This window comes from Sphingobium sp. B2 (genome assembly GCF_007693735.1).
Lineage (GTDB): Bacteria > Pseudomonadota > Alphaproteobacteria > Sphingomonadales > Sphingomonadaceae > Sphingobium > Sphingobium xenophagum.
In genome coordinates this window covers 2,442,525-2,462,946 of record NZ_VDBZ01000001.1, presented here as the reverse complement: position 1 = coordinate 2,462,946, position 20,422 = coordinate 2,442,525, and the positions used below count along the sequence as shown (strand labels likewise).

The 20,422-nt window shown below is 61.6% G+C and carries 31 protein-coding genes and 2 pseudogenes; 30 read left to right on the top strand and 3 right to left on the bottom strand.

The features are described 5' to 3' along the window. Positions 1–2: 2 nt before the first annotated feature. The 23 genes from rplD to FE851_RS11935 all read left to right on the top strand — a co-directional run bounded on the left by rplD (position 3) and on the right by FE851_RS11935 (position 12,729). Entirely contained in the window at positions 3–626 is a 624-nt protein-coding gene (gene rplD / locus FE851_RS12045; protein ID WP_145202707.1) for a 50S ribosomal protein L4, read from the top strand. Beyond that, positions 619–933, top strand: coding sequence for a 50S ribosomal protein L23 (locus FE851_RS12040; protein ID WP_017184031.1), 315 nt, complete (start codon positions 619–621; stop codon positions 931–933). The genes rplD and FE851_RS12040 overlap by 8 nt, the downstream gene beginning before the upstream one ends. 10 nt (positions 934–943) lie before the next feature. Continuing rightward, positions 944–1,780, top strand: coding sequence for a 50S ribosomal protein L2 (gene rplB, locus FE851_RS12035; protein ID WP_017184032.1), 837 nt, complete (start codon positions 944–946; stop codon positions 1,778–1,780). A 5-nt stretch (positions 1,781–1,785) separates the two neighbouring features. Then, positions 1,786–2,061 carry a 30S ribosomal protein S19 gene (rpsS, locus tag FE851_RS12030; protein ID WP_017184033.1) on the top strand — a complete coding sequence of 92 codons (276 nt, stop codon included), beginning with the start codon at positions 1,786–1,788 and terminating at the stop codon, positions 2,059–2,061. Beyond that, the gene (gene rplV / locus FE851_RS12025) at positions 2,061–2,447 is read left to right on the top strand and encodes a 50S ribosomal protein L22 (RefSeq protein WP_145202704.1); all 387 of its coding nucleotides are present in this window, start codon (positions 2,061–2,063) and stop codon (positions 2,445–2,447) included. The genes rpsS and rplV overlap by 1 nt, the downstream gene beginning before the upstream one ends. A gap of 4 nt (positions 2,448–2,451) precedes the next feature. Continuing rightward, a complete protein-coding gene (gene rpsC / locus FE851_RS12020) occupies positions 2,452–3,147 on the top strand; it encodes a 30S ribosomal protein S3 (RefSeq protein ID WP_017184034.1) in 696 nt (231 codons plus the stop codon). Positions 3,148–3,168: 21 nt separating this feature from the next. After that, positions 3,169–3,600: a 50S ribosomal protein L16 gene (gene rplP, locus FE851_RS12015; RefSeq protein ID WP_006960313.1), complete on the top strand. Its 432-nt coding sequence runs from the start codon at positions 3,169–3,171 to the stop codon at positions 3,598–3,600. Positions 3,601–3,604: 4 nt separating this feature from the next. Further along, positions 3,605–3,808 (top strand): 50S ribosomal protein L29, encoded by a 204-nt coding sequence (gene rpmC / locus FE851_RS12010; protein WP_006960315.1) that lies wholly within the window; start codon positions 3,605–3,607, stop codon positions 3,806–3,808. Between the two features lie 12 nt (positions 3,809–3,820). Continuing rightward, positions 3,821–4,084: a 30S ribosomal protein S17 gene (rpsQ, locus tag FE851_RS12005; RefSeq protein WP_006960320.1), complete on the top strand. Its 264-nt coding sequence runs from the start codon at positions 3,821–3,823 to the stop codon at positions 4,082–4,084. 164 nt (positions 4,085–4,248) lie between these two features. Continuing rightward, positions 4,249–4,617, top strand: a complete 369-nt coding sequence (gene rplN / locus FE851_RS12000; RefSeq protein ID WP_006960322.1) for a 50S ribosomal protein L14 — start codon at positions 4,249–4,251, stop codon at positions 4,615–4,617. Beyond that, on the top strand, positions 4,617–4,928 hold the full coding sequence (rplX, locus tag FE851_RS11995; RefSeq protein WP_017184035.1) for a 50S ribosomal protein L24: 312 nt from the start codon (positions 4,617–4,619) through the stop codon (positions 4,926–4,928). Before rplN ends, rplX begins: the two co-directional genes overlap by 1 nt. After that, on the top strand, positions 4,928–5,503 hold the full coding sequence (gene rplE / locus FE851_RS11990; protein WP_017184036.1) for a 50S ribosomal protein L5: 576 nt from the start codon (positions 4,928–4,930) through the stop codon (positions 5,501–5,503). Before rplX ends, rplE begins: the two co-directional genes overlap by 1 nt. A gap of 64 nt (positions 5,504–5,567) precedes the next feature. Beyond that, positions 5,568–5,873 (top strand): 30S ribosomal protein S14, encoded by a 306-nt coding sequence (gene rpsN / locus FE851_RS11985; RefSeq protein ID WP_017184037.1) that lies wholly within the window; start codon positions 5,568–5,570, stop codon positions 5,871–5,873. Positions 5,874–5,885: 12 nt separating this feature from the next. After that, positions 5,886–6,281 carry a 30S ribosomal protein S8 gene (gene rpsH, locus FE851_RS11980; RefSeq protein WP_017184038.1) on the top strand — a complete coding sequence of 132 codons (396 nt, stop codon included), beginning with the start codon at positions 5,886–5,888 and terminating at the stop codon, positions 6,279–6,281. After that, positions 6,281–6,814 carry a 50S ribosomal protein L6 gene (gene rplF, locus FE851_RS11975; protein ID WP_017184039.1) on the top strand — a complete coding sequence of 178 codons (534 nt, stop codon included), beginning with the start codon at positions 6,281–6,283 and terminating at the stop codon, positions 6,812–6,814. The genes rpsH and rplF overlap by 1 nt, the downstream gene beginning before the upstream one ends. Before the next feature lies 1 nt (position 6,815). Further along, positions 6,816–7,169, top strand: a complete 354-nt coding sequence (rplR, locus tag FE851_RS11970; protein ID WP_145202701.1) for a 50S ribosomal protein L18 — start codon at positions 6,816–6,818, stop codon at positions 7,167–7,169. A 2-nt stretch (positions 7,170–7,171) separates the two neighbouring features. After that, the gene (gene rpsE / locus FE851_RS11965; RefSeq protein ID WP_017184041.1) at positions 7,172–7,897 is read left to right on the top strand and encodes a 30S ribosomal protein S5; all 726 of its coding nucleotides are present in this window, start codon (positions 7,172–7,174) and stop codon (positions 7,895–7,897) included. 5 nt (positions 7,898–7,902) lie between these two features. Continuing rightward, on the top strand, positions 7,903–8,082 hold the full coding sequence (gene rpmD / locus FE851_RS11960; RefSeq protein ID WP_006960339.1) for a 50S ribosomal protein L30: 180 nt from the start codon (positions 7,903–7,905) through the stop codon (positions 8,080–8,082). A 137-nt stretch (positions 8,083–8,219) separates the two neighbouring features. After that, on the top strand, positions 8,220–8,753 hold the full coding sequence (gene rplO / locus FE851_RS11955) for a 50S ribosomal protein L15 (RefSeq protein WP_017184042.1): 534 nt from the start codon (positions 8,220–8,222) through the stop codon (positions 8,751–8,753). Between the two features lie 195 nt (positions 8,754–8,948). Beyond that, positions 8,949–10,313 carry a preprotein translocase subunit SecY gene (gene secY, locus FE851_RS11950; RefSeq protein WP_017184043.1) on the top strand — a complete coding sequence of 455 codons (1,365 nt, stop codon included), beginning with the start codon at positions 8,949–8,951 and terminating at the stop codon, positions 10,311–10,313. Positions 10,314–10,359: 46 nt separating this feature from the next. After that, a complete protein-coding gene (locus tag FE851_RS11945) occupies positions 10,360–11,016 on the top strand; it encodes an adenylate kinase (protein ID WP_145202698.1) in 657 nt (218 codons plus the stop codon). Between the two features lie 37 nt (positions 11,017–11,053). Next, positions 11,054–11,587 carry an SRPBCC domain-containing protein gene (locus FE851_RS11940; protein ID WP_145202695.1) on the top strand — a complete coding sequence of 178 codons (534 nt, stop codon included), beginning with the start codon at positions 11,054–11,056 and terminating at the stop codon, positions 11,585–11,587. 110 nt (positions 11,588–11,697) lie between these two features. Continuing rightward, entirely contained in the window at positions 11,698–12,729 is a 1,032-nt protein-coding gene (locus FE851_RS11935; RefSeq protein ID WP_145202692.1) for an acyltransferase family protein, read from the top strand. 42 nt (positions 12,730–12,771) lie between these two features. Here the strand turns inward: FE851_RS11935 and FE851_RS11930 are convergent, their stop codons facing one another. After that, on the bottom strand, positions 12,772–13,542 hold the full coding sequence (locus FE851_RS11930; protein WP_026002559.1) for a CsgG/HfaB family protein: 771 nt from the start codon (positions 13,540–13,542) through the stop codon (positions 12,772–12,774). Positions 13,543–13,726: 184 nt separating this feature from the next. On the opposite strand from FE851_RS11930, the gene lepA reads away from it, so the two are divergent. The 5 genes from lepA to FE851_RS26135 all read left to right on the top strand — a co-directional run bounded on the left by lepA (position 13,727) and on the right by FE851_RS26135 (position 17,393). Next, complete coding sequence (gene lepA / locus FE851_RS11925; RefSeq protein ID WP_145202689.1) at positions 13,727–15,535, top strand: translation elongation factor 4; 1,809 nt, start codon at positions 13,727–13,729, stop codon at positions 15,533–15,535. A 71-nt stretch (positions 15,536–15,606) separates the two neighbouring features. Further along, the gene (locus FE851_RS11920; protein WP_145202686.1) at positions 15,607–16,008 is read left to right on the top strand and encodes a hypothetical protein; all 402 of its coding nucleotides are present in this window, start codon (positions 15,607–15,609) and stop codon (positions 16,006–16,008) included. Positions 16,009–16,122: 114 nt separating this feature from the next. Beyond that, complete coding sequence (locus tag FE851_RS11915; protein WP_145202683.1) at positions 16,123–17,013, top strand: HEPN domain-containing protein; 891 nt, start codon at positions 16,123–16,125, stop codon at positions 17,011–17,013. Positions 17,014–17,101: 88 nt separating this feature from the next. Further along, positions 17,102–17,227 carry a hypothetical protein gene (locus FE851_RS26720; protein WP_261370908.1) on the top strand — a complete coding sequence of 42 codons (126 nt, stop codon included), beginning with the start codon at positions 17,102–17,104 and terminating at the stop codon, positions 17,225–17,227. Further along, positions 17,220–17,393: a hypothetical protein gene (locus FE851_RS26135; protein WP_186378807.1), complete on the top strand. Its 174-nt coding sequence runs from the start codon at positions 17,220–17,222 to the stop codon at positions 17,391–17,393. Before FE851_RS26720 ends, FE851_RS26135 begins: the two co-directional genes overlap by 8 nt. Positions 17,394–17,489: 96 nt before the next feature. Here the strand turns inward: FE851_RS26135 and FE851_RS11910 are convergent. After that, positions 17,490–18,230: pseudogene (locus FE851_RS11910) on the bottom strand (transposase); the annotation flags it as partial. A 220-nt stretch (positions 18,231–18,450) separates the two neighbouring features. Further along, positions 18,451–19,284: pseudogene (locus tag FE851_RS11905) on the bottom strand (tyrosine-type recombinase/integrase). A 534-nt stretch (positions 19,285–19,818) separates the two neighbouring features. Here FE851_RS11905 and FE851_RS11900 point away from each other — a divergent pair. Together FE851_RS11900 and FE851_RS11895 are read left to right on the top strand one after the other, a co-directional pair. After that, positions 19,819–20,076: an AbrB/MazE/SpoVT family DNA-binding domain-containing protein gene (locus tag FE851_RS11900; RefSeq protein ID WP_019052936.1), complete on the top strand. Its 258-nt coding sequence runs from the start codon at positions 19,819–19,821 to the stop codon at positions 20,074–20,076. After that, positions 20,070–20,405 (top strand): type II toxin-antitoxin system PemK/MazF family toxin, encoded by a 336-nt coding sequence (locus tag FE851_RS11895; protein ID WP_019052937.1) that lies wholly within the window; start codon positions 20,070–20,072, stop codon positions 20,403–20,405. The genes FE851_RS11900 and FE851_RS11895 overlap by 7 nt, the downstream gene beginning before the upstream one ends. Positions 20,406–20,422 lie beyond the last annotated feature (17 nt).

Here is a 20,422-nt window from a genome sequence, read left to right as displayed (position 1 = left end):
CCATGAAGGTCAAGGTACAGACCCTCGACGCAGCAGAAGCTGGCGATCTGGAGCTGAACGATGCCGTTTTCGGCCTCGAGCCCCGCGCCGACATTCTGCATCGCGTCGTCACCTGGCAGCTTGAAAAGCGCCGCGGCACCGCCCGCGCCACGCGCGAGCGCAGCGATGTCGCCCGCACCGGCAAGAAGTTCGGTCGCCAGAAGGGCGGCGGCACCGCTCGTCACGGCGATCGCCGTGCGCCGGTGTTCATCGGCGGTGGTAAGGCCCACGGTGCCCGCGTCCGTGACTTCAATCCCTCGCTGAACAAGAAGGTTCGCGCGCTGGGTCTGAAGATGGCGCTGTCGTCGAAGGTCAAGGCTGGTACGCTCACGATCAGCGACAGCCTGGATGTTGCCGAAGGCAAGACCAAGGCGCTGGTCGCCAGCCTCGCCAAGCTGAACCTCAACAAGGTGCTGTTCATCGACGGCGACGCTGTGAACATCAGCTTTGCCAAGGCATCGGCCAACATTGTCGGCGTGGACCTGCTGCCGGCCGTCGGCGCCAATGTCTACGACATTTTGAAAGCCGACTCGCTGGTGCTTACGCGCGCTGCAGTCGAAAAGCTGGAGGCCCGTTTCAATGGCTAAAAAGCAAGCCGGAACCGTCGACAACCGTCATTATGACGTCGTCGTCGCGCCGCACATCACCGAAAAGTCGACGCTCCTGAGCGAAAACAACGCCGTGGTTTTCAAGGTCGCTAACAATGCGACCAAGCCGGAAATCAAGGCGGCTGTCGAAGCGCTGTTCGGCGTGACCGTCAAGGCGGTCAACACGCTGGTGCAGAAGGGCAAGACCAAGCGCTGGAAGGGCAAGCCCTACACGCGTTCGGACGTCAAGAAGGCGATCGTGACGCTGGCCGAAGGCCAGTCCATCGACGTCACCACCGGTATCTGAGGCGCGGACCATGGCACTCAAGCACTATAACCCGACCAGCCCCGCCCAGCGCGGCCTGATCCTGGTCGACAAGTCGAGCCTGCACAAAGGAAAGCCCGTCAAGGCGCTGACCGAAGGCAAGCGCAAGACCGGTGGCCGCAACAACAAGGGTCATGTGACCTCGCGCGGTATCGGCGGCGGTCACAAGCAGCGCTATCGTATCATCGATTTCAAGCGTCGCTTGTGGGATGTCGAAGGTACGGTCGAGCGTCTGGAATATGACCCGAACCGCACCGCTTTCATCGCGCTGGTCAACTATCCCGATGGCACCCAGGCTTATATCCTGGCACCGCAGCGTCTTGCGCCCGGTGACAAGGTCATCGCGGGCAAGAAGACCGACGTGAAGCCGGGCAACGCGATGGAACTGGGTCAGATGCCGGTCGGCACGATCATCCACAACATCGAAATGAAGCCGGGCAAGGGCGGTCAGCTCTGCCGTTCGGCGGGCACCTACGCCCAGCTGGTCGGTCGCGATCGCGGCATGGTCATGGTTCGCCTGTCGTCGGGTGAACAGCGCTACATTCGTTCCGATTGCATGGGCACCATCGGCGCCGTCAGCAACCCGGACAATGGCAACACCAACCTCGCCAAGGCAGGCCGCAACCGTTGGAAGGGCATTCGTCCTCTGACCCGCGGTGTTGCCAAGAACCCGGTCGATCACCCGCATGGTGGTGGTGAAGGCCGGACCTCTGGCGGCCGTCATCCGGTCACGCCCTGGGGCAAGCCGACCAAGGGTGCTCGCACCCGCCACAACAAGGCGACGGATAAGATGATCATCCGTAGCCGCCACGCGAAGAAGAAGAGGTAAGCGAGATGGCTCGTTCCGTCTGGAAAGGTCCGTTCGTGGACCTCAGCCTTCTGAAGAAGGCGGAAGCCGCGCAGGACGCGGGTGGCCGTGCGCCGATCAAGACCTGGTCGCGTCGTTCCACCATCCTGCCGCAGTTCGTTGGTCTGACGTTCAACGTCTATAACGGCCGCAAGCATGTTCCGGTCTCCGTGAACGAGGAAATGGTGGGTCACAAGCTGGGCGAATTCGCTCCGACCCGCTTCTTCCCCGGCCACGCTGCCGACAAGAAGGGCAAGCGCTAATGAGCAAGGAAAAAGCTCCGCGTCGCGTCGCCGACAATGAAGCGCTGGCCGTTGGCACGCAGATCCGTGGTTCGGCCCGGAAGCTGAACCTGGTCGCCACGCTCATCCGCGGCCGCAAGGTCGAAGATGCGCTGAACATCCTCGCCTTCTCCAAGAAGGCGATGGCGGTCGACGTGCGCAAGGTGCTGGCTTCGGCCATCGCCAACGCAGAAAACAACCACAATCTGGACGTCGACGCGCTGGTCGTCGCGGAAGCATCGGTAGGCAAGGCGTTCACGCTCAAGCGCTTCCATGCCCGTGGCCGCGGCAAGTCGACCCGGATCCTCAAGCCTTACAGCCGCGTGCGCATCGTCGTGCGTGAAGCTGGCGAAGAAGCGGAGGCCTAAGCACATGGGTCACAAGAGCAATCCGATCGGTCTGCGTCTCCAGATCAACCGTACCTGGGACAGCCGCTGGTTCGCCGAAGGTGCCGACTATGGTCGTCTCCTGCTGGAAGATCTCAAGATCCGCCAGTTCATCTTCAAGACGTTGCCGCAGGCCGCGATCTCCAAGGTCGTGATCGAGCGTCCCGCCAAGCTGTGCCGCGTGTCGATCTATGCCGCCCGTCCGGGTGTCATCATCGGCAAGAAGGGTGCGGACATCGAGAAGCTTCGCAAGAAGCTGGGCGCGCTGACCTCGTCCGACGTGTCGCTGAACATCGTCGAAATCCGCAAGCCGGAAGTCGACAGCCGTCTCGTCGCGCAGGGCATTGCCGACCAGCTGGAACGCCGCGTTGCATTCCGTCGCGCGATGAAGCGTGCGGTGCAGTCGGCGCTGCGTCTGGGCGCTGAAGGCATCAAGATCACCTGTGGCGGCCGTTTGGGCGGCGCGGAAATCGCGCGCGTCGAATGGTATCGCGAAGGCCGCGTTCCGCTGCACACGCTGCGCGCGAACGTCGACTATGCCGAAGCCACCGCGCACACCGCCTATGGCGTGTGCGGGATCAAGGTGTGGATCTTCAAGGGCGAGATTCTCGGCCATGATCCGTTCGCGACCGACCGGCTCATGCTGGAGGCTCAGACCTCCGGCGTGCGCCCGGCGCGCTGATTTTGAATAGGGTATAGCGTCATGCTGCAACCGAAGAAAATGAAGTTCCGCAAGACCTTCAAGGGCCGGATCAAGGGCGATGCGAAGGGCGGCACCGCGCTGAACTTCGGCGCCTACGGCCTGAAGGCCATGGAGCCGGAACGGATCACCGCGCGCCAGATCGAAGCGGCTCGCCGTGCGATCACCCGTCACATCCGCCGCCAGGGCCGTTTGTGGATCCGCGTGTTCCCCGACGTTCCGGTGACGAAGAAGCCGGCTGAAGTCCGTCAGGGCAAGGGCAAGGGTTCGGTCGAATATTGGGCGGCTCGCGTCGCCCCCGGCCGCATCCTGTTCGAACTGGACGGCGTGCCCGGTCCGCTCGCAGCTGAGGCTTTCTCGCGTGCCGCGATGAAGCTGCCGATCAAGACGAAGGTTGTTGCCCGCCTCGGCGACACCTCGCATCTGGAGGGCTAAGGTCATGGCGAAAGTTGCTGATCTCAAGACCAAGACGGACGACGAGCTGTCGACCGAGCTGAACAACCTGAAGCGCGAGCAGTTCAACCTGCGTTTCCAGGCGGCCACCAACCAGCTGGAAAAGCCCAGCCGGGTCAAGGAAGTCCGCCGGTCGATCGCGCAGATCAAGACCCTGCAGACGGAGCGTAACAGCTCCGCTGCCAAGTAAAGGAACCACACGATGCCCAAGCGCGTGCTGACGGGAACTGTGGTTTCCGACAAGACCGACAAGACGGTGGTCGTTCGCGTGGAGCGCAAGGTTAAGCATGCGCTCTACGGCAAGATCATCCGCCGTTCGAAAAAATATCATGCCCATGACGAGGGCAATGTCTACAAGGAAGGCGAGACGGTCCGCATCGAGGAAACCGCCCCGATTTCCAAGCTCAAGACCTGGAAGGTCATCGAGCGCGTGGACACCCACAAGTCGCCGGAAACGGCGGCCTGAGGGATAGGTCACCGACTCTTTGAGTCTAATTGCGACGCGGGGCTGGCCTTTTCGTTCAGAAGAGGTTACAGGCCCGCGCTTCGCGTATGACTCACAGGGTCCAGGCACGAAATTCGGAACCGCCGGAATTTTTCCGGTAGGCCAAATAAGAAGGAACCGGATCCATGATCCAGATGCAATCCAATCTTGACGTCGCGGACAATAGCGGCGCCAAGCGCGTCCAGTGCATCAAGGTGCTGGGCGGGTCGAAGCGGCGCTTCGCCGGCGTTGGCGACATCATCGTCGTCTCCGTCAAGGAAGCGGCTCCGCGCGGCAAGGTCAAGAAGGGCGACGTTCATCGCGCCGTCATCGTGCGTACGGCCAAGGACATTCGGCGCGCCGATGGTTCGGTCATCCGTTTCGACGGTAACGCCGCTGTGCTGATCAACAAGAACGAGGAGCCGATCGGCACCCGTATCTTTGGCCCCGTGGTTCGTGAACTGCGTGCCAAGAAGCACATGAAGATCATCAGCCTAGCCCCTGAGGTGCTGTAATGAGCGCTGCTAAGATCAAGAAGGGCGACAAGATCGTCGTCCTGGCTGGCAAGGACAAGGGCCGTACCGGCGCTGTCCTTCAGGTGATGCCCAAGGACGACAAGGTCCTGGTCGAAGGCATCAACGTGCATGCGAAGCATCGCAAGCCCGACCAGTCGAACCCGCAGGGCGGCATCGAGCGCAAGCCTGCGCCGCTCCACATCTCGAACGTGGCGGTCGCCGACAAGGACGGCAAGCCGACCCGCGTTCGTTTCGAGGAGCGCGACGGCAAGAAGGTTCGCGTCGCCGTCAAGTCCGGTGAGGTGCTGTAATGGCCGACAAATATATTCCGCGCTCCAAGGCGCTCTATGACGCTGAAATCGCCAAGGCGATGACCGCCAAGTTCGGTTACAAGAACGTCATGGAAGTCCCCAGGATCGAAAAGATCACGCTCAACATGGGCGTGGGCGAAGCGACCCAGGACAAGAAGAAGGTCACCCAGGCTGCCGAGGAAATGGAACTGATCGCCGGCCAGAAGCCGGTCATCACCAAGGCGAGGAAGTCGATCGCGCAGTTCAAGCTGCGTGAAGGCATGCCGATCGGTGCCAAGGTCACGCTGCGCCGCGAGCGCATGTATGAATTCCTGGATCGTCTGATCAACATCGCGCTCCCCCGCGTGCGCGACTTCCGTGGTCTGAACCCCAAGAGCTTTGACGGCCGTGGCAACTATGCCTTCGGCATCAAGGAACAGATCATTTTCCCGGAGATCAGCTATGACCGCGTCGACAAGGTGCGCGGCATGGACATCATCGTGACCACCACCGCGAAGACGGACGACGAGGCGCGCGAGCTGCTGCGCCTGTTCGGTTTCCCCTTCCCGCAGGAAGAAGAGAAGCAGGCGGCTTAAAGTCCTTAGGGATTTTGGCCCGGCTTCTCTCCCAACGCATTAGCTAAGGAAGAGAACTTAAGTCATGGCGAAACTGAGTTCGATCAACAAGAATGAGCGTCGCAAGAAGCTGGTGAAGAAATATGCCGGCCGTTATGCAAAGCTCAAGGCGATCGCAAATGATACCAATGCTGACGACGGTGATCGTTTGATCGCGCGTCTGAAGATGGCGGAAATTCCCCGCAACGGTAACCCCACTCGCGTGCGTAACCGCTGCGAACTGACGGGTCGCCCGCGCGCCTATTACCGCAAATTCCGGCTCTGCCGTATTCAGCTGCGCGATCTGGCCAATAAGGGCCTGATCCCCGGCGTCACCAAGTCGAGCTGGTAAGGATATCATCTCATGGCATTGACCGATCCCCTGGGTGATATGCTCACCCGCATCCGCAACGGGCAGCAGGCGAAGAAGGACAGCGTTATGTCCCCCGCCTCCAAGCTGCGCGCCCGCGTTCTCGACGTGCTTCAGCGCGAAGGCTATATCCGCGGTTATTCCGAGGAAGCGCTTGGCGCCCACCCCGGCCTGCGCATCGAGCTGAAATATTTTGAAGGCCAGCCGGCCATCAAGCATGTCGCTCGCGTGTCCAAGCCTGGCCGCCGCGTCTATTCGGGTTCCAAGGAACTGCCGGTAGTGCGCAACGGCCTGGGCATCACCATTGTCTCGACGCCCCGCGGCGTTCTGTCCGACGCGGAAGCGCGCGAGCAGAATGTCGGCGGCGAAGTGCTGGCGGAGGTGTTCTAATGAGCCGCATCGGTAAAAAACCGGTCGCGATCCCCGCAGGGGTCACCGCGACGATCGAGGGCGGGCAGCTCTCGGTGAAGGGTCCCAAGGGCACCCTCGCCATGCCGCTGCGCGACGAGATCAGCTATACGTTGGAAAATGACGGCATTTCGGTGCAGCCTGCCAACAAGACCAAAGCGGCGCGCGCCTTCTGGGGTATGCAGCGTACGCTGGTCCAGAACCTGGTTACCGGTGTGACCGAAGGCTTCTCCAAGAAGCTGCTGATCACCGGCGTTGGCTACCGCGCCAACTCGCAGGGCAAGAACCTGAAGTTGCAGCTGGGCTACAGCCACGACGTCGATTACGCGATCCCCGAAGGGATCGAGATCAAGACCCCGGATAACACCACGGTCGAGATCATCGGTATCGACAAGCAGAAGGTCGGACAGGTTGCGGCCGAAATCCGTCGCTGGCGTAAGCCTGAGCCTTATAAGGGCAAGGGTATCAAGTACGACGGCGAATTCATCTTCCGCAAGGAAGGGAAGAAGAAGTAAGATGGCAAAGCTTTCCCTCTTCGCGCGGCGTCGTCGCCGCGTTCGCACCGCCCTTAAGGCCGTGTCGGGCAATCGCCCGCGTCTGAGCGTCCATCGTTCGGGCCGTCACATCTACGCCCAGGTCATTGACGACGCCGCCGGTACCACCGTCGCCGCCGCTTCGACCCTGGACAAGGACGTGCGCGGCAAGACCGGCGCAACCACTGATGCGGCTGCCGATGTCGGCAAGCGCGTGGCGGAAGCCGCGACCAAGGCTGGCGTCACCCGCGTCGTGTTCGATCGCGGCGGTTTCCTTTTCCATGGCCGCGTCAAGGCGCTGGCCGATGCGGCCCGTGAAGCCGGGCTGGAGTTCTGAGCATGGCAGACGAAAACACCATTGAAGTCGCTGCGCCCGTCGACGGCGCGGACGCTGCACCGACCGAAGGTCGCGGCCCCGGCCGTGGCGGTCGTGGCAACCGTGGCGGTGGCGGTGATCGCAACCGTGGCGATCGCGGCGGCCGTGGCCGTCGTGACGATCGCCGTGGCGGCAACCGCGACGAAGATCAGGGCGAAGAACTGATCGAGAAGCTGGTTCACATCAACCGCGTCAGCAAGACCGTCAAGGGCGGCAAGCGCTTCGGTTTCGCGGCTCTGGTCGTCGTTGGCGATGGCAAGGGTCGTGCTGGCTTCGGCCATGGCAAGGCGCGCGAAGTGCCTGAAGCGATCAGCAAGGCGACCGCCGCTGCCAAGAAGGCAATGGTTCGCGTTCCGCTCAAGGAAGGCCGCACGCTGCATCATGATGGCCTCGGCCATTTCGGTGCGGGCAAGGTGACCGTCCGTTCGGCTCCGGCCGGTACGGGTATCATCGCCGGTGGTCCGATGCGCGCCGTGTTCGAAAGCCTGGGCGTTGCGGACGTCGTGACCAAGTCCAACGGCACGTCGAACCCCTATAACATGATCCGGGCGACCTTTGCGGCGCTGGGCGAGCAGACCAGCCCCAAGTCGGTGGCGCAGCGTCGCGGCAAGAAGGTCGCCGACCTGCTTCGTCGTGGTGGCGCCTCGGTCGAGTTGGCTGCCGCCGACGCCGAAGCGATTGCGGAGTAAGCGATATGGCCAAGATCAAGATCAAGCAGATCGGCTCGCCGATCCGCCGTCCCGCCGACCAGAAGAAAATTCTGATCGGCCTGGGCCTGGGCAAGATGCACCGCGTGGTGGAACTGGAAGACACAGCGGAAGTCCGCGGTGCCATCCGCAAGCTGCCCCACATGGTGCAGGTGGTCGAGGGCTAACAGCCCTTCGATCCGACGATATGATGCGGAAGAGGGGGAAACCCCTCTTTCGTTTTTTCCAAGGCTGGGCTATCGGCCCGGCCTCTTTGGTTCCCTATCGGGGGACAGCGCGAACATAGCGAAAGCGAGTGCACGATATGAAACTCAATGACATCCGTGACAATGATGGCGCCCGCAAGGGCCGTATGCGCGTCGGACGCGGCATCGGTTCGGGCAAGGGCAAGACCGCCGGTCGCGGCCAGAAGGGCGCCAAGGCGCGTTCGGGCGTTGCCATCAACGGTTTCGAAGGCGGCCAGATGCCGCTCCACATGCGCATCCCGAAGCGCGGCTTCAACAACATCTTCGCGAACGATTATGCGATCGTGAACCTGGGTGCCGTGCAGAAGGCGATCGATGCAGGCAAGCTGGACGCCAACGCAACCATCGACCATGCCGCGCTTAAGGGCGCCGCGCTTGCCCGTGGTGGCAAGGATGGCGTCCGTCTGCTCGCTAAGGGTGAATTGACCGCCAAGGTCAGCTTCCTGGTCGCCGGCGCGTCCAAGGGCGCGGTGGAAGCCGTCGAAAAGGCCGGTGGCAAGGTCGAGGTGATCGAAGTGGTCGCCGCAGCCGACAAGGCGAAGGCCAAGAAGGGCACTGCGCTCGCCGCTGCCAAGGCTGCGCGGAAGGCGTAATTCGCCGTCCCAGACTTGCATGTATGGCCCCGCTGCCCGATATGGGTTGGCGGGGCTGTGCGTATCTGGGGGGGGTATTTTGTCGCTTGCGCGGCAACTCCCTGTTCGACACGGCTAACCCGTCCCGCTAAGGGATGAGCGATTCCGCTCCGGGGCCTTGATGCTCCGGCACGCATGATTTGAAGGGCAGCCACCATGGCATCGAGAGCCGACCAGCTCGCATCCAATCTCAGCCTCGCGAAATTCAGCCAGGCGACCGACCTCAAGAAGCGCCTGTGGTTTACGCTTGGCGCGCTGATCGTGTTCCGTTTCCTCAGCTTCGTGCCGCTGCCCGGCGTCGATCCGACCGCCTTGTCGCAGCTCTACAGCCAGACGCAGGGCGGCATCCTCGACATTTTCAACACCTTCTCCGGTGGCAGTCTGTCGCGCATGAGCCTGATCGCGCTCGGCGTCATGCCCTACATCACCGCATCGATCGTGGTGCAGCTTGGCGCGTCGCTCTCGCCCAAGCTGGCGGCGATCAAGAAGGAAGGTGAGAGCGGGCGCAAGAAGCTCAACCAATATACCCGCTATGGCACGGTCGGCCTGACCGCGGTCCAGGGCTATTTCATTGCGGTCGGGCTTGAAGGCTTCGGCGCGCAGTCGGGCGTGGCCGCGGTGATAGAACCGGGCATGCTGTTCCGCCTGACCGCCGTTGTCTCGCTGATTGGCGGCACCATGTTCCTGATGTGGCTGGGTGAACAGATCACCTCGCGCGGCATCGGCAATGGCGTGTCGCTCATCATCATGGCGGGCATCGTCGCCCAGTTGCCGGTGACGTTGAGCAACCTTTTCAAATCGGGCAGCGAAGGCACGATTTCAGGCCTGCTGATCTTCCTGATCATGGTGATGGCCGTCGGCCTTGTCCTTTTGATCTGCTTCATGGAGCGGGCCCAGCGCCGCGTGCTGATCCAGTATCCCAAGCGCCAGACCCGCCAGGGGCTGATGCAGGCGGATCGCAGCCATCTGCCCTTGAAGGTCAACACCGCCGGCGTCATCCCGCCGATCTTCGCCAGCTCGCTGCTGCTGATGCCGCTGACCATCTCGCAGTTCGCGGGTCAGACCGTCGCGGGTGAGAGCAGGCTGGGCGACTTCGTGCTGACGCTGAACCAGTATCTGTCGCATGGCAGCCCGGTCTACATGGCGCTGTACGGGCTTGGCATCGTGTTCTTCTGCTTCTTCTACACCGCCGTGGTGTTCAATCCGGAAGAGACGGCGGACAACCTCAAGCGCAACGGCGGCTTCATTCCCGGCATCCGTCCGGGCAAGAATACCGAAAATTATCTCGACTATGTGCTGACGCGCATCACGGTGATTGGCGCGGCCTATCTGGCGTTCATCTGCCTCGTGCCTGAATTCGCCATCGCCCGGGCAGGAATTCCATTCTACCTTGGTGGGACTAGCCTGTTGATCGTTGTCAATGTTACGGTCGATACGGTGACCCAGATTCAAAGCCATCTGCTCGCCCATCAATATGGGGATCTGATCAAGAAGGCGAAGCTGAAAGGCCGTATGCGCTAATTGGCGCAGACCGGCTCAGGGCGCACAACAGGGGAGAATGCGCGCAATGAATATCATTCTGCTTGGCCCTCCGGGGGCTGGCAAGGGGACGCAGGCCAGCCGTCTGGTCGATAGCCGTGGCATGGTCCAGCTGTCGACCGGCGACATGCTGCGCGCTGCGGTCAAGGCGGGAACGCCCGTAGGCCTGCAGGCCAAGGCGCTGATGGAATCGGGCGCACTCGTGCCTGACGAAGTCGTGTCCGGTATTATCGGCGAGGCGCTGGACGCGCTTTCCTCCGACACCGGCGTCATCTTTGATGGCTATCCGCGGACAGAGGCGCAGGCGCATTCGCTCGATGCCATCCTGGAACAGCGCGGCCGTTCGCTCGATCATGTCGTCGAACTGGAAGTCGACGAAGACGCGCTGGTCGAACGCATTACCGGTCGCTTCACCTGCGCCAGCTGCGGCGATGGCTATCACGACACATTCAAGAAGCCCAAGGTCGAAGGCGTCTGTGACAAATGCGGCGGTACGGAATTCAAGCGTCGTCCCGACGACAATGAAGAAACCGTCCGCACCCGCATGGCCGAATATCGTGCCAAGACGGCGCCGATCCTGCCAATCTATGAAGCGCGCGGCATTGTGTCGCGTGTCGATGGCATGGCGGATATGGACGATGTGAGCGTTGCGATCGCTGCCATCTTGGACGGCGGCGCAGCCTGAGCTAGATTGCCCTCCGCACGCGACGGGGGAGGGCATCATGCGCATCATCGGACTTTTGCTATGGGCTGGTGCGGCGATGGCCGCGCCGGCCCATAGCGCTGTTACAGCGACCAGCGACATAGGCTTTGCAACGCAAAGCAGCGTGGAGATCGCGGCGGAACCTGACGCTGTCTATGCGTTGCTGGCAATGCCCGGTCGCTGGTGGAGTGACAGTCACACCTATAGCGGCGATTCGGCCAATATGGTGCTGGACCCGCGCGCGGGTGGCTGTTTTTGCGAAGCCCTGCCCAATCCGTCCGGCAAGCCCGGCAGCGTTGAACATGGGCGGGTCATCTATGCCGTGCCCGACAAGCAGTTGCGCCTGTCCGCCGCGCTGGGACCGCTTCAGAGCGAAGGCGTCGCTGGCACGCTCGATGTCACGATCAAGCCGTCGGGCAAGGGCGTTCGCGTCACGATGACCTATGTCGTCGGCGGCTATGTACGCGCTGGTGCAGCAGCGCTTGCTCCGTTGGTTGATCAGGTCCTGAACGAGCAATTACATGGCCTGAAACGTGCGGCGGAGGCCCATTGACCGATCGACTGGTGCGATCTGGCAAAAAATCAGCAACAAAAGAGGGTTAAGGCGCCCTGGTTAACCACGATGTTAACGGATTTATTGCTGTCATGTTGCTATAGCGCGGCATGGCCGGATCGCCTTCCTCCCGTACTCGCCTGACCGAGTTGGACGCTTTGCGCGGCATCGGGGCGTTGTGCGTGCTGATTTTCCATTATTCCACCCGCTTCCACGAGCTGTTTCCGCAAGCCAGCCATGTCCCTTTCAGCTTTCCCGGCGGCAATTACCGGGTGTTGCTGTTCTTCACCATTTCGGGCTTCGCGATCTTCTTCACGCTCGACCGGATCGGGTCGGTGGCCGATTTTGTCGTCAACCGCTTTGCGCGCCTCTACCCCGCCTATATCGTCGCCATGCTGCTGACGCTGGGCATCGAATATCTGGCGCATGCGACCCAGTTGCTGGTCGGACCGGTGGCGATCCTTGCCAACTTTACCATGTTGCAGGGCTTTGCGTTCATGCCCGAAGTCGACGGGGCCTATTGGACGCTGACCGTGGAAATCGGCTTCTATGTCTGCATGATCGCGCTGTGGCGCTTTGCGGGCCTCAAGCGGCTTGAACCCATGCTGGCGGTGTGGCTGGCCATACGCTGGCTCTATTTCGCCTGGCCCGACATGCCCGAACGCATCATCATGCTGCTGGTGCTGCGCTATCTGCCCTTCTTCGTCATCGGCATGTTGTCCTATCGGGTATGGTCCGGGCAGCGCAGTTGGCGGCAGCAGACGCCTTACATGCTTCTGTCGCTGGCCTCCGTGGCGACGATCGAGACCTGGGACGTGACTATCGTTGCCTGCGTCCTGATCCTAACCTTCGCAGCGTTGATCGCGGGACGGTTGCGCTTTCTCAGCCTGCGCCCGCTCGTCTGGCTGGGCGGGATCAGCTATTCCTTCTACCTCATCCACCAGCATGTTGGCTTCATCGTCATGCTGGAGGTTGCCAAGGCTGGCTATAGCCCGTGGGTCGGCTTCTTCGCCGCCTTCGCCGTAGCGTTGCTGCTGGGAACGGCGATCAATCGCGCGGTCGAACGGCCAGCGGGGGAGACGATATTGCGCTGGTGGAAGCGTCGGCGCGCGGGGCCGGCTGTCGCGATCGTTCCGGCCTGATAAAGGGCGCAGCCGGACAGACCGGCCGCGCCCTTTCTGATCCTATCGTGCGACAGGTGCTGCCGCAGCCGCATTTTCGGGCAGTCCGCCCATCTGCGTCACCATCTTGGTATAGGCGTCCAGATAGGCGAGCACGATAACCTGACCGATATCGGTATTCTGGTAGCCGCCGCCGCCGACCGCAGCCAGGCCGCCCATCCAGCCCAGTCCGCCACCGCCGCCAAAGCTGAGGTCCGATTTGCGGAAATAGCCTTCCGCCATCACTTCCTCTTCGGTCGTGCGTGCATTGACGACCGACAGCATGACGTTGGCTTCGCTCTTCTTGATCGATATGCCGCCCAGCAGCGCGCCGCCGACCCGGCCGCCCAGCATCCCGCCGAGCATGCCGCCAAAGGCATTGCCGCCGCTATTCTTGTTGGTGGTCACGATGTCGGGCTGGATGAAATAGTCGGCCGCCTTGACCTGACCCTTGCCCAGATTGCTGCCCGCCTGCAATTCGCCCGAATCCGCCATGGCGCGTTCCAGATTGCGGCTGGCCATCGACCGGCCGCGATTGACCAGGCCAAAGCAGCCGGACTGCTGGACGAACAGTTTGATGATCGCTTCCGGGCTGCCCAGGCTCAGTTCGCGCCACCACTGATTGTCCGGCTCGACGATCGCGACGGTGCCGAGGCGCTTGGTGCAGCGGGGGATTTCCATCTGTTTTTTCGTCTGGGCCTGACGACCCGACGACCCCTTGTCAGCGGCAATGGCTTGCGGCGCGACCAGTGCCAGACAGACCGTAGCGGCTGTCAACGTCTTTAATACACGCATTTTCAAGAACCCCGTTTGTTGCTTGATCTGAATTTGTGCGCGCCCCGATATTTTCGCGTATCATATCATAGCGCCGTCATGCTTCCAAGCGGAGCGGGGTGGGGGTGACGGCCATTGTCATCTTATCGGACGGGGCTTTCGCGATCCTGCTGACAGGGCCGATGACACCTGCTATCGGCGCGCAATGACTGAGCTTAGCCACATCCGTAACTTTTCGATCATCGCCCATATCGACCATGGCAAGTCCACGCTGGCGGATCGGCTGATCCAGCGGACCGGCGGCCTGTCCGACCGCGAGATGAGCGCCCAAGTCCTTGATAACATGGACATTGAGAAGGAGCGCGGGATCACGATCAAGGCGCAGACGGTGCGCCTGGACTATGTCGCGAAAGACGGCCAGACCTATGAGCTGAACCTGATGGACACGCCGGGCCATGTCGACTTCGCCTATGAGGTCAGCCGTTCCCTTGCCGCGTGCGAGGGCGCGCTGCTGGTCGTGGACGCGGCGCAGGGCGTGGAAGCGCAGACTTTGGCCAATGTTTACCAGTCGATCGAGCATGATCATGAGATCGTGCCGGTGCTCAACAAGATCGATCTGCCCGCCGCGGAACCGGAAAAGGTGCGCAAGGAAATCGAGGATGTCATCGGCCTGGATGCGTCCGAAGCGGTGCTGGCCAGCGCCAAATCGGGCATCGGCATCGACGAAATTCTGGAAGCCATCGTCCAGAAAATCCCGCCGCCAAAGGGCGACCGCAACGCACCGCTGGAGGCGATGCTGGTCGACAGCTGGTACGACCCCTATCTGGGCGTCGTCATCCTGGTCCGCGTCGTCAATGGCGTGATCAGGAAGGGGCAGGCGATCAAGTTCATGATCGGCGGCACCGAACATCTGATTGACCGCGTCGGTTGCATGCGGCCCAAGATCGAACAGCTGCCCGAACTGGCGGCGGGCGAAATCGGCTTCATCACCGCGCAGATCAAGGAAATTGCCCAGACCCGCGTGGGCGACACCATCACCACGGTCAAAAATGGCGCAACCGCGCCGCTGCCGGGCTTCAAGGAAGTGCAGCCGGTGGTGTTTTGCGGCCTGTTCCCGGTCGACGCCAATGATTTCGACAAATTGCGCGACAGCATCAGCAAGCTGCGCCTGAACGACGCCAGCTTCAGCTTCGAAATGGAAAGCAGCGCCGCGCTGGGCTTCGGCTTCCGCTGCGGGTTCCTCGGCCTCCTCCATCTGGAAATCATCCAGGAACGGCTGACCCGCGAATATGATCTGGACCTGATCACCACGGCGCCGTCGGTGGTGTACAAGATCAAGCTGACCTATGGCGCGGGCGAGATCGAGCTGCACAATCCCGCCGACATGCCCGACCCGACCAAGATCGACGAGATTGAGGAGCCGTGGATCGAGGCGATCATCTATTGCCCCGACGAATATCTGGGGTCCATCCTGAAACTGTGCCAGGACCGGCGCGGCATCCAGAAGAACCTGACCTATGTCGGCGGCCGCGCGCAGGTGACCTATGAATTGCCGCTCAACGAAGTGGTGTTCGACTTTTACGATCGCCTGAAGAGCATCAGCCGCGGCTATGCGAGCTTCGACTATCACCAGATCGGCTATCGCGAGGGCGACCTGGTCAAGATGAGCATCATGGTCAATTCAGAGCCGGTCGACGCGCTCAGCATGATCGTCCATCGCGGATCGGCGGAATCGCGCGGGCGCGGTATGTGCGAGCGGCTGAAAGACCTGATCCCCCGCCATTTGTTCAAAATCCCGATCCAGGCCGCGATCGGCGGCAAGGTGATCGCCCGCGAAACCATCGCCGCGATGCGCAAGGACGTGACCGCCAAATGCTATGGCGGCGACATCAGCCGCAAGAAGAAGCTGCTCGACAAGCAGAAGGAAGGCAAGAAGCGGATGCGCGAATATGGATCGGTCCAGATTCCGCAGGAAGCCTTCATCGCCACGCTGCGGATGGGCGACGAGAACTGACCGACGCGCACGCCGCCCTGACCGGCCAACTGGACCGGATCGAGCGGGCGGCGGCGTTTCTGGCCAATGGCATGTCGCGCGGCCTGTGCCCCGACGCGGCGATCCGGCGGCGTGGCGCGATGCCCGCCCGGCTGATCGGCAATGGCCTGCGCGAACTGGACCTGTTCCTGACCGACATGATTGTCGAGGCGCAGCGGATCGACCGGCTGGGCAAGGCGGCAGGGCGCGACCCCGGTATCCATCCGGGGCGGCGCATTTTCAGCGCGGCCGAGGCATGGCGACGGGCTGGCGGCCAATTGGGTCTGGCAGGCGTCGAGCGCGGGCGGCTGCGCACGATGCGCGCGGCGCAGAACCGGCACTGCTATGGCGGCTGGCGCGACGGGGATAGCGGCACGGCGATGCAGGCAGCCTGCGCCGACTATGCGCGACTGGCGCGGGATGTGCTGGCGGCGGTGCGGGGGAAGATGGGGTAGGGGGGGCGGGTGCCGCTGATATTGCCATTCAAGCGGCCTGGAAATTCTCCCAAAATTTGCTGTTTTAACGAATGCGACCTGTACGACGCGTCTGCGACGTAGTTTAGAGGCCAAATGACAGAGGGAACGGTTGAAGATGATATCGGGACTTTTTTCGGTCTGGATGGAATCGACATAGGCAACGCGCCTATCGCTTTTCCCCGCGGCATCATGCTGCGCAAAACATATGCGTACCTCATGCAGCCCGCTATCATGGCATTTGCTCCAGCCGCTCCAGGTTGCCACCATCCTGGACCATGGAAAGAAACGCGAGGCGGCGGTGGGAGAACCATCTCCACCGAATTGTTTATCCCTCGCAGCGCTGCACCCGAAAAAGGAGATAGAATAGGGCTGGCTCACACAATCATTTTGCTGTTGAAACTTTGGGTGCATCCCGGGGTCGAATTGGTTGTCGGCTCGAATATGGCGTTTGCAGACATTCCCCATGCAAAGGATGCTGCGGCGATATTACTTCATCCGCCGATGCGTCAACGGCACTTCCAACTGATGCCCGTCTCTAGCGATGGAATTCCAGATGCGTTAGCATGGACTTCAGAGCATTTCGAGATTGCTCAAAACCTCATGGAATCGAGCTCAGAGTTTCGCTTGGCTGCTAGCGCGCTGGACGCGGGGCAGTCCTATCAAGAGACTGCACTTGCGATGGTGTCTTTGTGGGGTTCACTCGAAGCCATATTTTCGCCAAGCACTGGAGAGCTTAGGTTTCGGGTATCAGCCCTTATTGCTGCTTACCTCTATCCGCCCGGATCTGAGCGCCTAAAGCACCAGCGCCGGATCGCCAAGTTATACGACATGCGATCCGCTGCCGCTCATGGGAAACCGCGTCACAGTGCTGACGATCTCCTTCAAACGTTCGAGCTTGTGCGCGCAGTGCTCATCAGCTTTATCCGTAAGGGGCACGTACCATCGCGGGAAGAGTTCGAGGCAAACCTTTTTGGTGCGCAGTGATTGGCAGCTATCTACCCTTTCAATCCGTAACCTGACATTCCGCAGCCGTTTAGAGTTTCGGACGCCGAGAGGCGTCGGAAAGTCGGCGGTGCCCGAACCCTGTCTCTTATACACATCTAAGATGTGTATAAGAGACAGGTCGTGGAGCAGGAAGCGGCGGATGAACTCGTCGGCACCAAGCGCTGTCTCTTATACACATCTAAGATGTGTATAAGAGACAGGTCGTGGAGCAGGAAGCGGCGGATGAACTCGTCGGCACCAAGCGCTGTCTCTTATACACATCTAAGATGTGTATAAGAGACAGGTCGTGGAGCAGGAAGCGGCGGATGAACTCGTCGGCACCAAGCGCTGTCTCTTATACACATCTAAGATGTGTATAAGAGACAGGTCGTGGAGCAGGAAGCGGCGGATGAACTCGTCGGCACCAAGCGCTGTCTCTTATACACATCTAAGATGTGTATAAGAGACAGGTCCTTGCGCGTACCGCTGGCGAGCAGGCCATAATGACGGATGCGGTGAAAGCCCTTGGGCAAGTCGTGGAGCAGGAAGCGGCGGATGAACTCGTCGGCACCAAGCGTCATCACCTGCTGCCGGTCGGCGCCGCCGCGGCGATAGTCCTTGTAGCGGAAGGTAACGCCGTCCTCGTCGAAGCGGAGAAGGCGGCTGTTCGAGAGGGCGACGCGGTGAGTGTAGCGCGACAGATAGGCGAGGACCGCTGCGGGCCCGGCGAATGGCGGCTTGGCATAGACCACCCAGCGCTTTTTGCGGACCGGCGACAGGTGGCGCAGGAATGCGCGCCGTTCGGTGAGATGCGCCATGCTGCCGAAGAAGGCGAGCTGTCCGGCATCGTAGAGCGCGAGCAGTCGTGTGAGGAACAGGCGGCGGAACAGCGCGCCGAGCACACGTACCGGCAACAGGAACGCCGGACGCGCCGAGACCCAACGCGTGCCGTCGAGCGCGATGCCGCCGCCGGGGACAATCATGTGGATGTGCGGGTGGTGGGTTCGCGCCGAGCCCCAGGTGTGGAGCACGGCGGTGATGCCGATCCGTGCGCCGAGATGCTTCGGGTCCGCGGCGATGATCTGCATCGTCTCCGACGCTGCGCGGAACAGCAGATCGTAGATCAGCGCCTTGTTGTAAAAGGCGATGGCACCGACCTCGGCCGGCAGGGTGAAGACCTGTCTCTTATACACATCTAGATGTGTATAAGAGACAGGGCGACAGGTGGCGCAGGAATGCGCCTGTCTCTTATACACATCTAGATGTGTATAAGAGACAGGGCGACAGGTGGCGCAGGAATGCGCCTGTCTCTTATACACATCTAGATGTGTATAAGAGACAGGGCGACAGGTGGCGCAGGAATGCGCCTGTCTCTTATACACATCTAGATGTGTATAAGAGACAGGGCGACAGGTGGCGCAGGAATGCGCCTGTCTCTTATACACATCTAGATGTGTATAAGAGACAGGTGTTGAGCTTGGCGTGACCCAGCAGCGCCTGGATGACGCGGATATCGACACCGTCTTCGAGCAAGTGCGTGGCGAAGCTATGCCGCAGGGTATGCGGGCCGACCCGCTTGGCGATATCGGCTGCCTCGGCCGCCTCGACGACGATGCGATACAGCTGCCGCGTGCTGATCGGCACTGTTGCGTTCTGGCCCGGGAAGAGCCAACCGTTCGGAAGCATGATCCCCTGCTGCCGACCAGCGCGTCACCACTCACGTAGCAACACGAGCAAGCCTTCGGGCAGCATGGCGTTCCGGTAGCGCCCGCCTTTGCCGCGCTCGATCCGTAGCAGCATGCGCTTGCTGTCGACGTCGCTGACCTTGAGCACCGAGACCTCGGAAACGCGCAGTCCGGCACCATAGGCGACCGACAGTGCCGCCTGATGCTTGAGGCAGGTCGTGGAATCGAGCAGCCGCTTCACCTCGGCCAAGGTCAGCACCACCGGGATCTTACGAGCATGCGCGGTGCGGACCAGCTTACGCGCGAGTTCGGGTCGGTCGAGCGTGTGGGTGAAGAAGAACCGCAGCGCCGCGACGATGCTGTTCATGGTCGGCGCCGGAACGCCGGCGTCCTGCTGCTCGATCTGGAACCGCCGGACATCCTCGGCGGTCGCGGTGTGCGGCGAGCGCCCCAGCCAGGTCGCAAACCGCCCGACGTCGCGCAGGTAGTTGCGCTGCGTCTCGCGTGAGAACCGGCGCATCGTCATATCGTCGATCAGCCGCTGGCGTAGCGGGCTGATCGGGCCAACCGGAACAAGCTCGTTCATCGTTCGACTCCTCATGTTGAAGGAGCCAAAAGGGTCGGCCCATTACGGGCACTGCTCAATCCAGGCGGGACGTTCTCGTTGTCATGGATAGCTCACCATGGGCACCACTCCCGCGCAGCGGGTTCGTGCATCGGCCAGCGTCCGACATTGCCTTAACCGTCGCTCCGGACTCGCTCCGGCATCTCGCCTTTGCGCGAAAAAAAGCGGGATGCCGGGTCATGCCCGGCATGACGGCAGGGCATGGTAATGGATGGCCAGTGTTTGACCCGTGCCGCGCAACACAGATGCGTGTTATAACATTGTAATAACTAGCCGCTTATGCTATATCCCGCCAACGATTGGGGTTCTCCTGTATCAGGGTGCCTTTCCTCACCGCTGCCCAAGCCTCGCTTGGCCGCGTCGGTTTTGTGGTCAGGGTCTAGTCTCCAGATCAGGCCGCTGCGCGTGACGGGGGATGGATGCTGAAACAAGTTCAGCATGACGGTGAGGGATCAGGCGATGTCATGGGCGATCCAGCCCGGAAAGGAGTAGGCCATGCAAACGGTTGTGCGGAAAATGGGGAATAGTGCGGGGATCATCCTGCCCAAGGCTTTGTTGGGGGAGATCGGGCTGACGACCGGGCAGGCGCTGGATATTCGGGCTGAGGACGGGCGGATCGTGGCGACGCCTGTGGCCATGGATCAGCGGGCCGGCTGGGCAGGCGTAGCGCAGGCGATCGGGGCGGAAGGTGATGATGAGGCGCAGGACTGGGCTGGTTTCGCTGTCGAGGGCGATGCGGACCTGACATGGTGACAGGCCCGGCGATGCTGCGCGGCGAGATATGGCTGGCGGCGCTCGACCCGACGGTGGGGAGCGAAATCCAGAAAACCCGCCCCTGCGTGATCGTGTCGCCCGACGAACTGAACGCACATCTGCGCACGGTGATCGTCGCGCCGATGACGACGGGGAGTCGCCCTGCGCCGTTCCGGGTGGCGCTGCGGTTCAAGGGCAAGGACGGGCTGATCCTGCCCGATCAGATGCGGACGGTGGATAAGGTGCGGCTGGTGAAGCGGCTGGGCCGGGTCGATGCGGCGAGCGGCGCGGCGCTTTTGCGGATATTGGGGCAGATGTTTGCGGCTTGACGACGGTTTGTCACACC

What these genes read in the sequence shown, in the direction of transcription:
- secY (WP_017184043.1), top strand. Translation starts at nt 8,949, where the DNA reads ATGGCATCGAGAGCCGACCAGCTCGCATCCAATCTCAGCCTCGCGAAA.
- rpsQ (WP_006960320.1), top strand. Translation starts at nt 3,821, where the DNA reads ATGCCCAAGCGCGTGCTGACGGGAACTGTGGTTTCCGACAAGACCGAC.
- FE851_RS12040 (WP_017184031.1), top strand. Translation starts at nt 619, where the DNA reads ATGGCTAAAAAGCAAGCCGGAACCGTCGACAACCGTCATTATGACGTC.
- rplX (WP_017184035.1), top strand. Translation starts at nt 4,617, where the DNA reads ATGAGCGCTGCTAAGATCAAGAAGGGCGACAAGATCGTCGTCCTGGCT.
- rplB (WP_017184032.1), top strand. Translation starts at nt 944, where the DNA reads ATGGCACTCAAGCACTATAACCCGACCAGCCCCGCCCAGCGCGGCCTG.
- FE851_RS11940 (WP_145202695.1), top strand. Translation starts at nt 11,054, where the DNA reads ATGCGCATCATCGGACTTTTGCTATGGGCTGGTGCGGCGATGGCCGCG.
- rplN (WP_006960322.1), top strand. Translation starts at nt 4,249, where the DNA reads ATGATCCAGATGCAATCCAATCTTGACGTCGCGGACAATAGCGGCGCC.
- rplR (WP_145202701.1), top strand. Translation starts at nt 6,816, where the DNA reads ATGGCAAAGCTTTCCCTCTTCGCGCGGCGTCGTCGCCGCGTTCGCACC.
- rplD (WP_145202707.1), top strand. Translation starts at nt 3, where the DNA reads ATGAAGGTCAAGGTACAGACCCTCGACGCAGCAGAAGCTGGCGATCTG.
- rplO (WP_017184042.1), top strand. Translation starts at nt 8,220, where the DNA reads ATGAAACTCAATGACATCCGTGACAATGATGGCGCCCGCAAGGGCCGT.
- FE851_RS11900 (WP_019052936.1), top strand. Translation starts at nt 19,819, where the DNA reads ATGCAAACGGTTGTGCGGAAAATGGGGAATAGTGCGGGGATCATCCTG.
- rplF (WP_017184039.1), top strand. Translation starts at nt 6,281, where the DNA reads ATGAGCCGCATCGGTAAAAAACCGGTCGCGATCCCCGCAGGGGTCACC.
- lepA (WP_145202689.1), top strand. Translation starts at nt 13,727, where the DNA reads ATGACTGAGCTTAGCCACATCCGTAACTTTTCGATCATCGCCCATATC.
- rplV (WP_145202704.1), top strand. Translation starts at nt 2,061, where the DNA reads ATGAGCAAGGAAAAAGCTCCGCGTCGCGTCGCCGACAATGAAGCGCTG.
- FE851_RS11935 (WP_145202692.1), top strand. Translation starts at nt 11,698, where the DNA reads ATGGCCGGATCGCCTTCCTCCCGTACTCGCCTGACCGAGTTGGACGCT.
- rpmC (WP_006960315.1), top strand. Translation starts at nt 3,605, where the DNA reads ATGGCGAAAGTTGCTGATCTCAAGACCAAGACGGACGACGAGCTGTCG.
- rpsH (WP_017184038.1), top strand. Translation starts at nt 5,886, where the DNA reads ATGGCATTGACCGATCCCCTGGGTGATATGCTCACCCGCATCCGCAAC.
- FE851_RS11915 (WP_145202683.1), top strand. Translation starts at nt 16,123, where the DNA reads ATGACAGAGGGAACGGTTGAAGATGATATCGGGACTTTTTTCGGTCTG.
- FE851_RS11945 (WP_145202698.1), top strand. Translation starts at nt 10,360, where the DNA reads ATGAATATCATTCTGCTTGGCCCTCCGGGGGCTGGCAAGGGGACGCAG.
- rpsC (WP_017184034.1), top strand. Translation starts at nt 2,452, where the DNA reads ATGGGTCACAAGAGCAATCCGATCGGTCTGCGTCTCCAGATCAACCGT.
- rpsE (WP_017184041.1), top strand. Translation starts at nt 7,172, where the DNA reads ATGGCAGACGAAAACACCATTGAAGTCGCTGCGCCCGTCGACGGCGCG.
- FE851_RS11895 (WP_019052937.1), top strand. Translation starts at nt 20,070, where the DNA reads ATGGTGACAGGCCCGGCGATGCTGCGCGGCGAGATATGGCTGGCGGCG.
- FE851_RS11920 (WP_145202686.1), top strand. Translation starts at nt 15,607, where the DNA reads ATGTCGCGCGGCCTGTGCCCCGACGCGGCGATCCGGCGGCGTGGCGCG.
- rpmD (WP_006960339.1), top strand. Translation starts at nt 7,903, where the DNA reads ATGGCCAAGATCAAGATCAAGCAGATCGGCTCGCCGATCCGCCGTCCC.
- rpsN (WP_017184037.1), top strand. Translation starts at nt 5,568, where the DNA reads ATGGCGAAACTGAGTTCGATCAACAAGAATGAGCGTCGCAAGAAGCTG.
- rplE (WP_017184036.1), top strand. Translation starts at nt 4,928, where the DNA reads ATGGCCGACAAATATATTCCGCGCTCCAAGGCGCTCTATGACGCTGAA.
- rpsS (WP_017184033.1), top strand. Translation starts at nt 1,786, where the DNA reads ATGGCTCGTTCCGTCTGGAAAGGTCCGTTCGTGGACCTCAGCCTTCTG.
- rplP (WP_006960313.1), top strand. Translation starts at nt 3,169, where the DNA reads ATGCTGCAACCGAAGAAAATGAAGTTCCGCAAGACCTTCAAGGGCCGG.
- FE851_RS11930 (WP_026002559.1), bottom strand. Translation starts at nt 13,542, where the DNA reads ATGCGTGTATTAAAGACGTTGACAGCCGCTACGGTCTGTCTGGCACTG.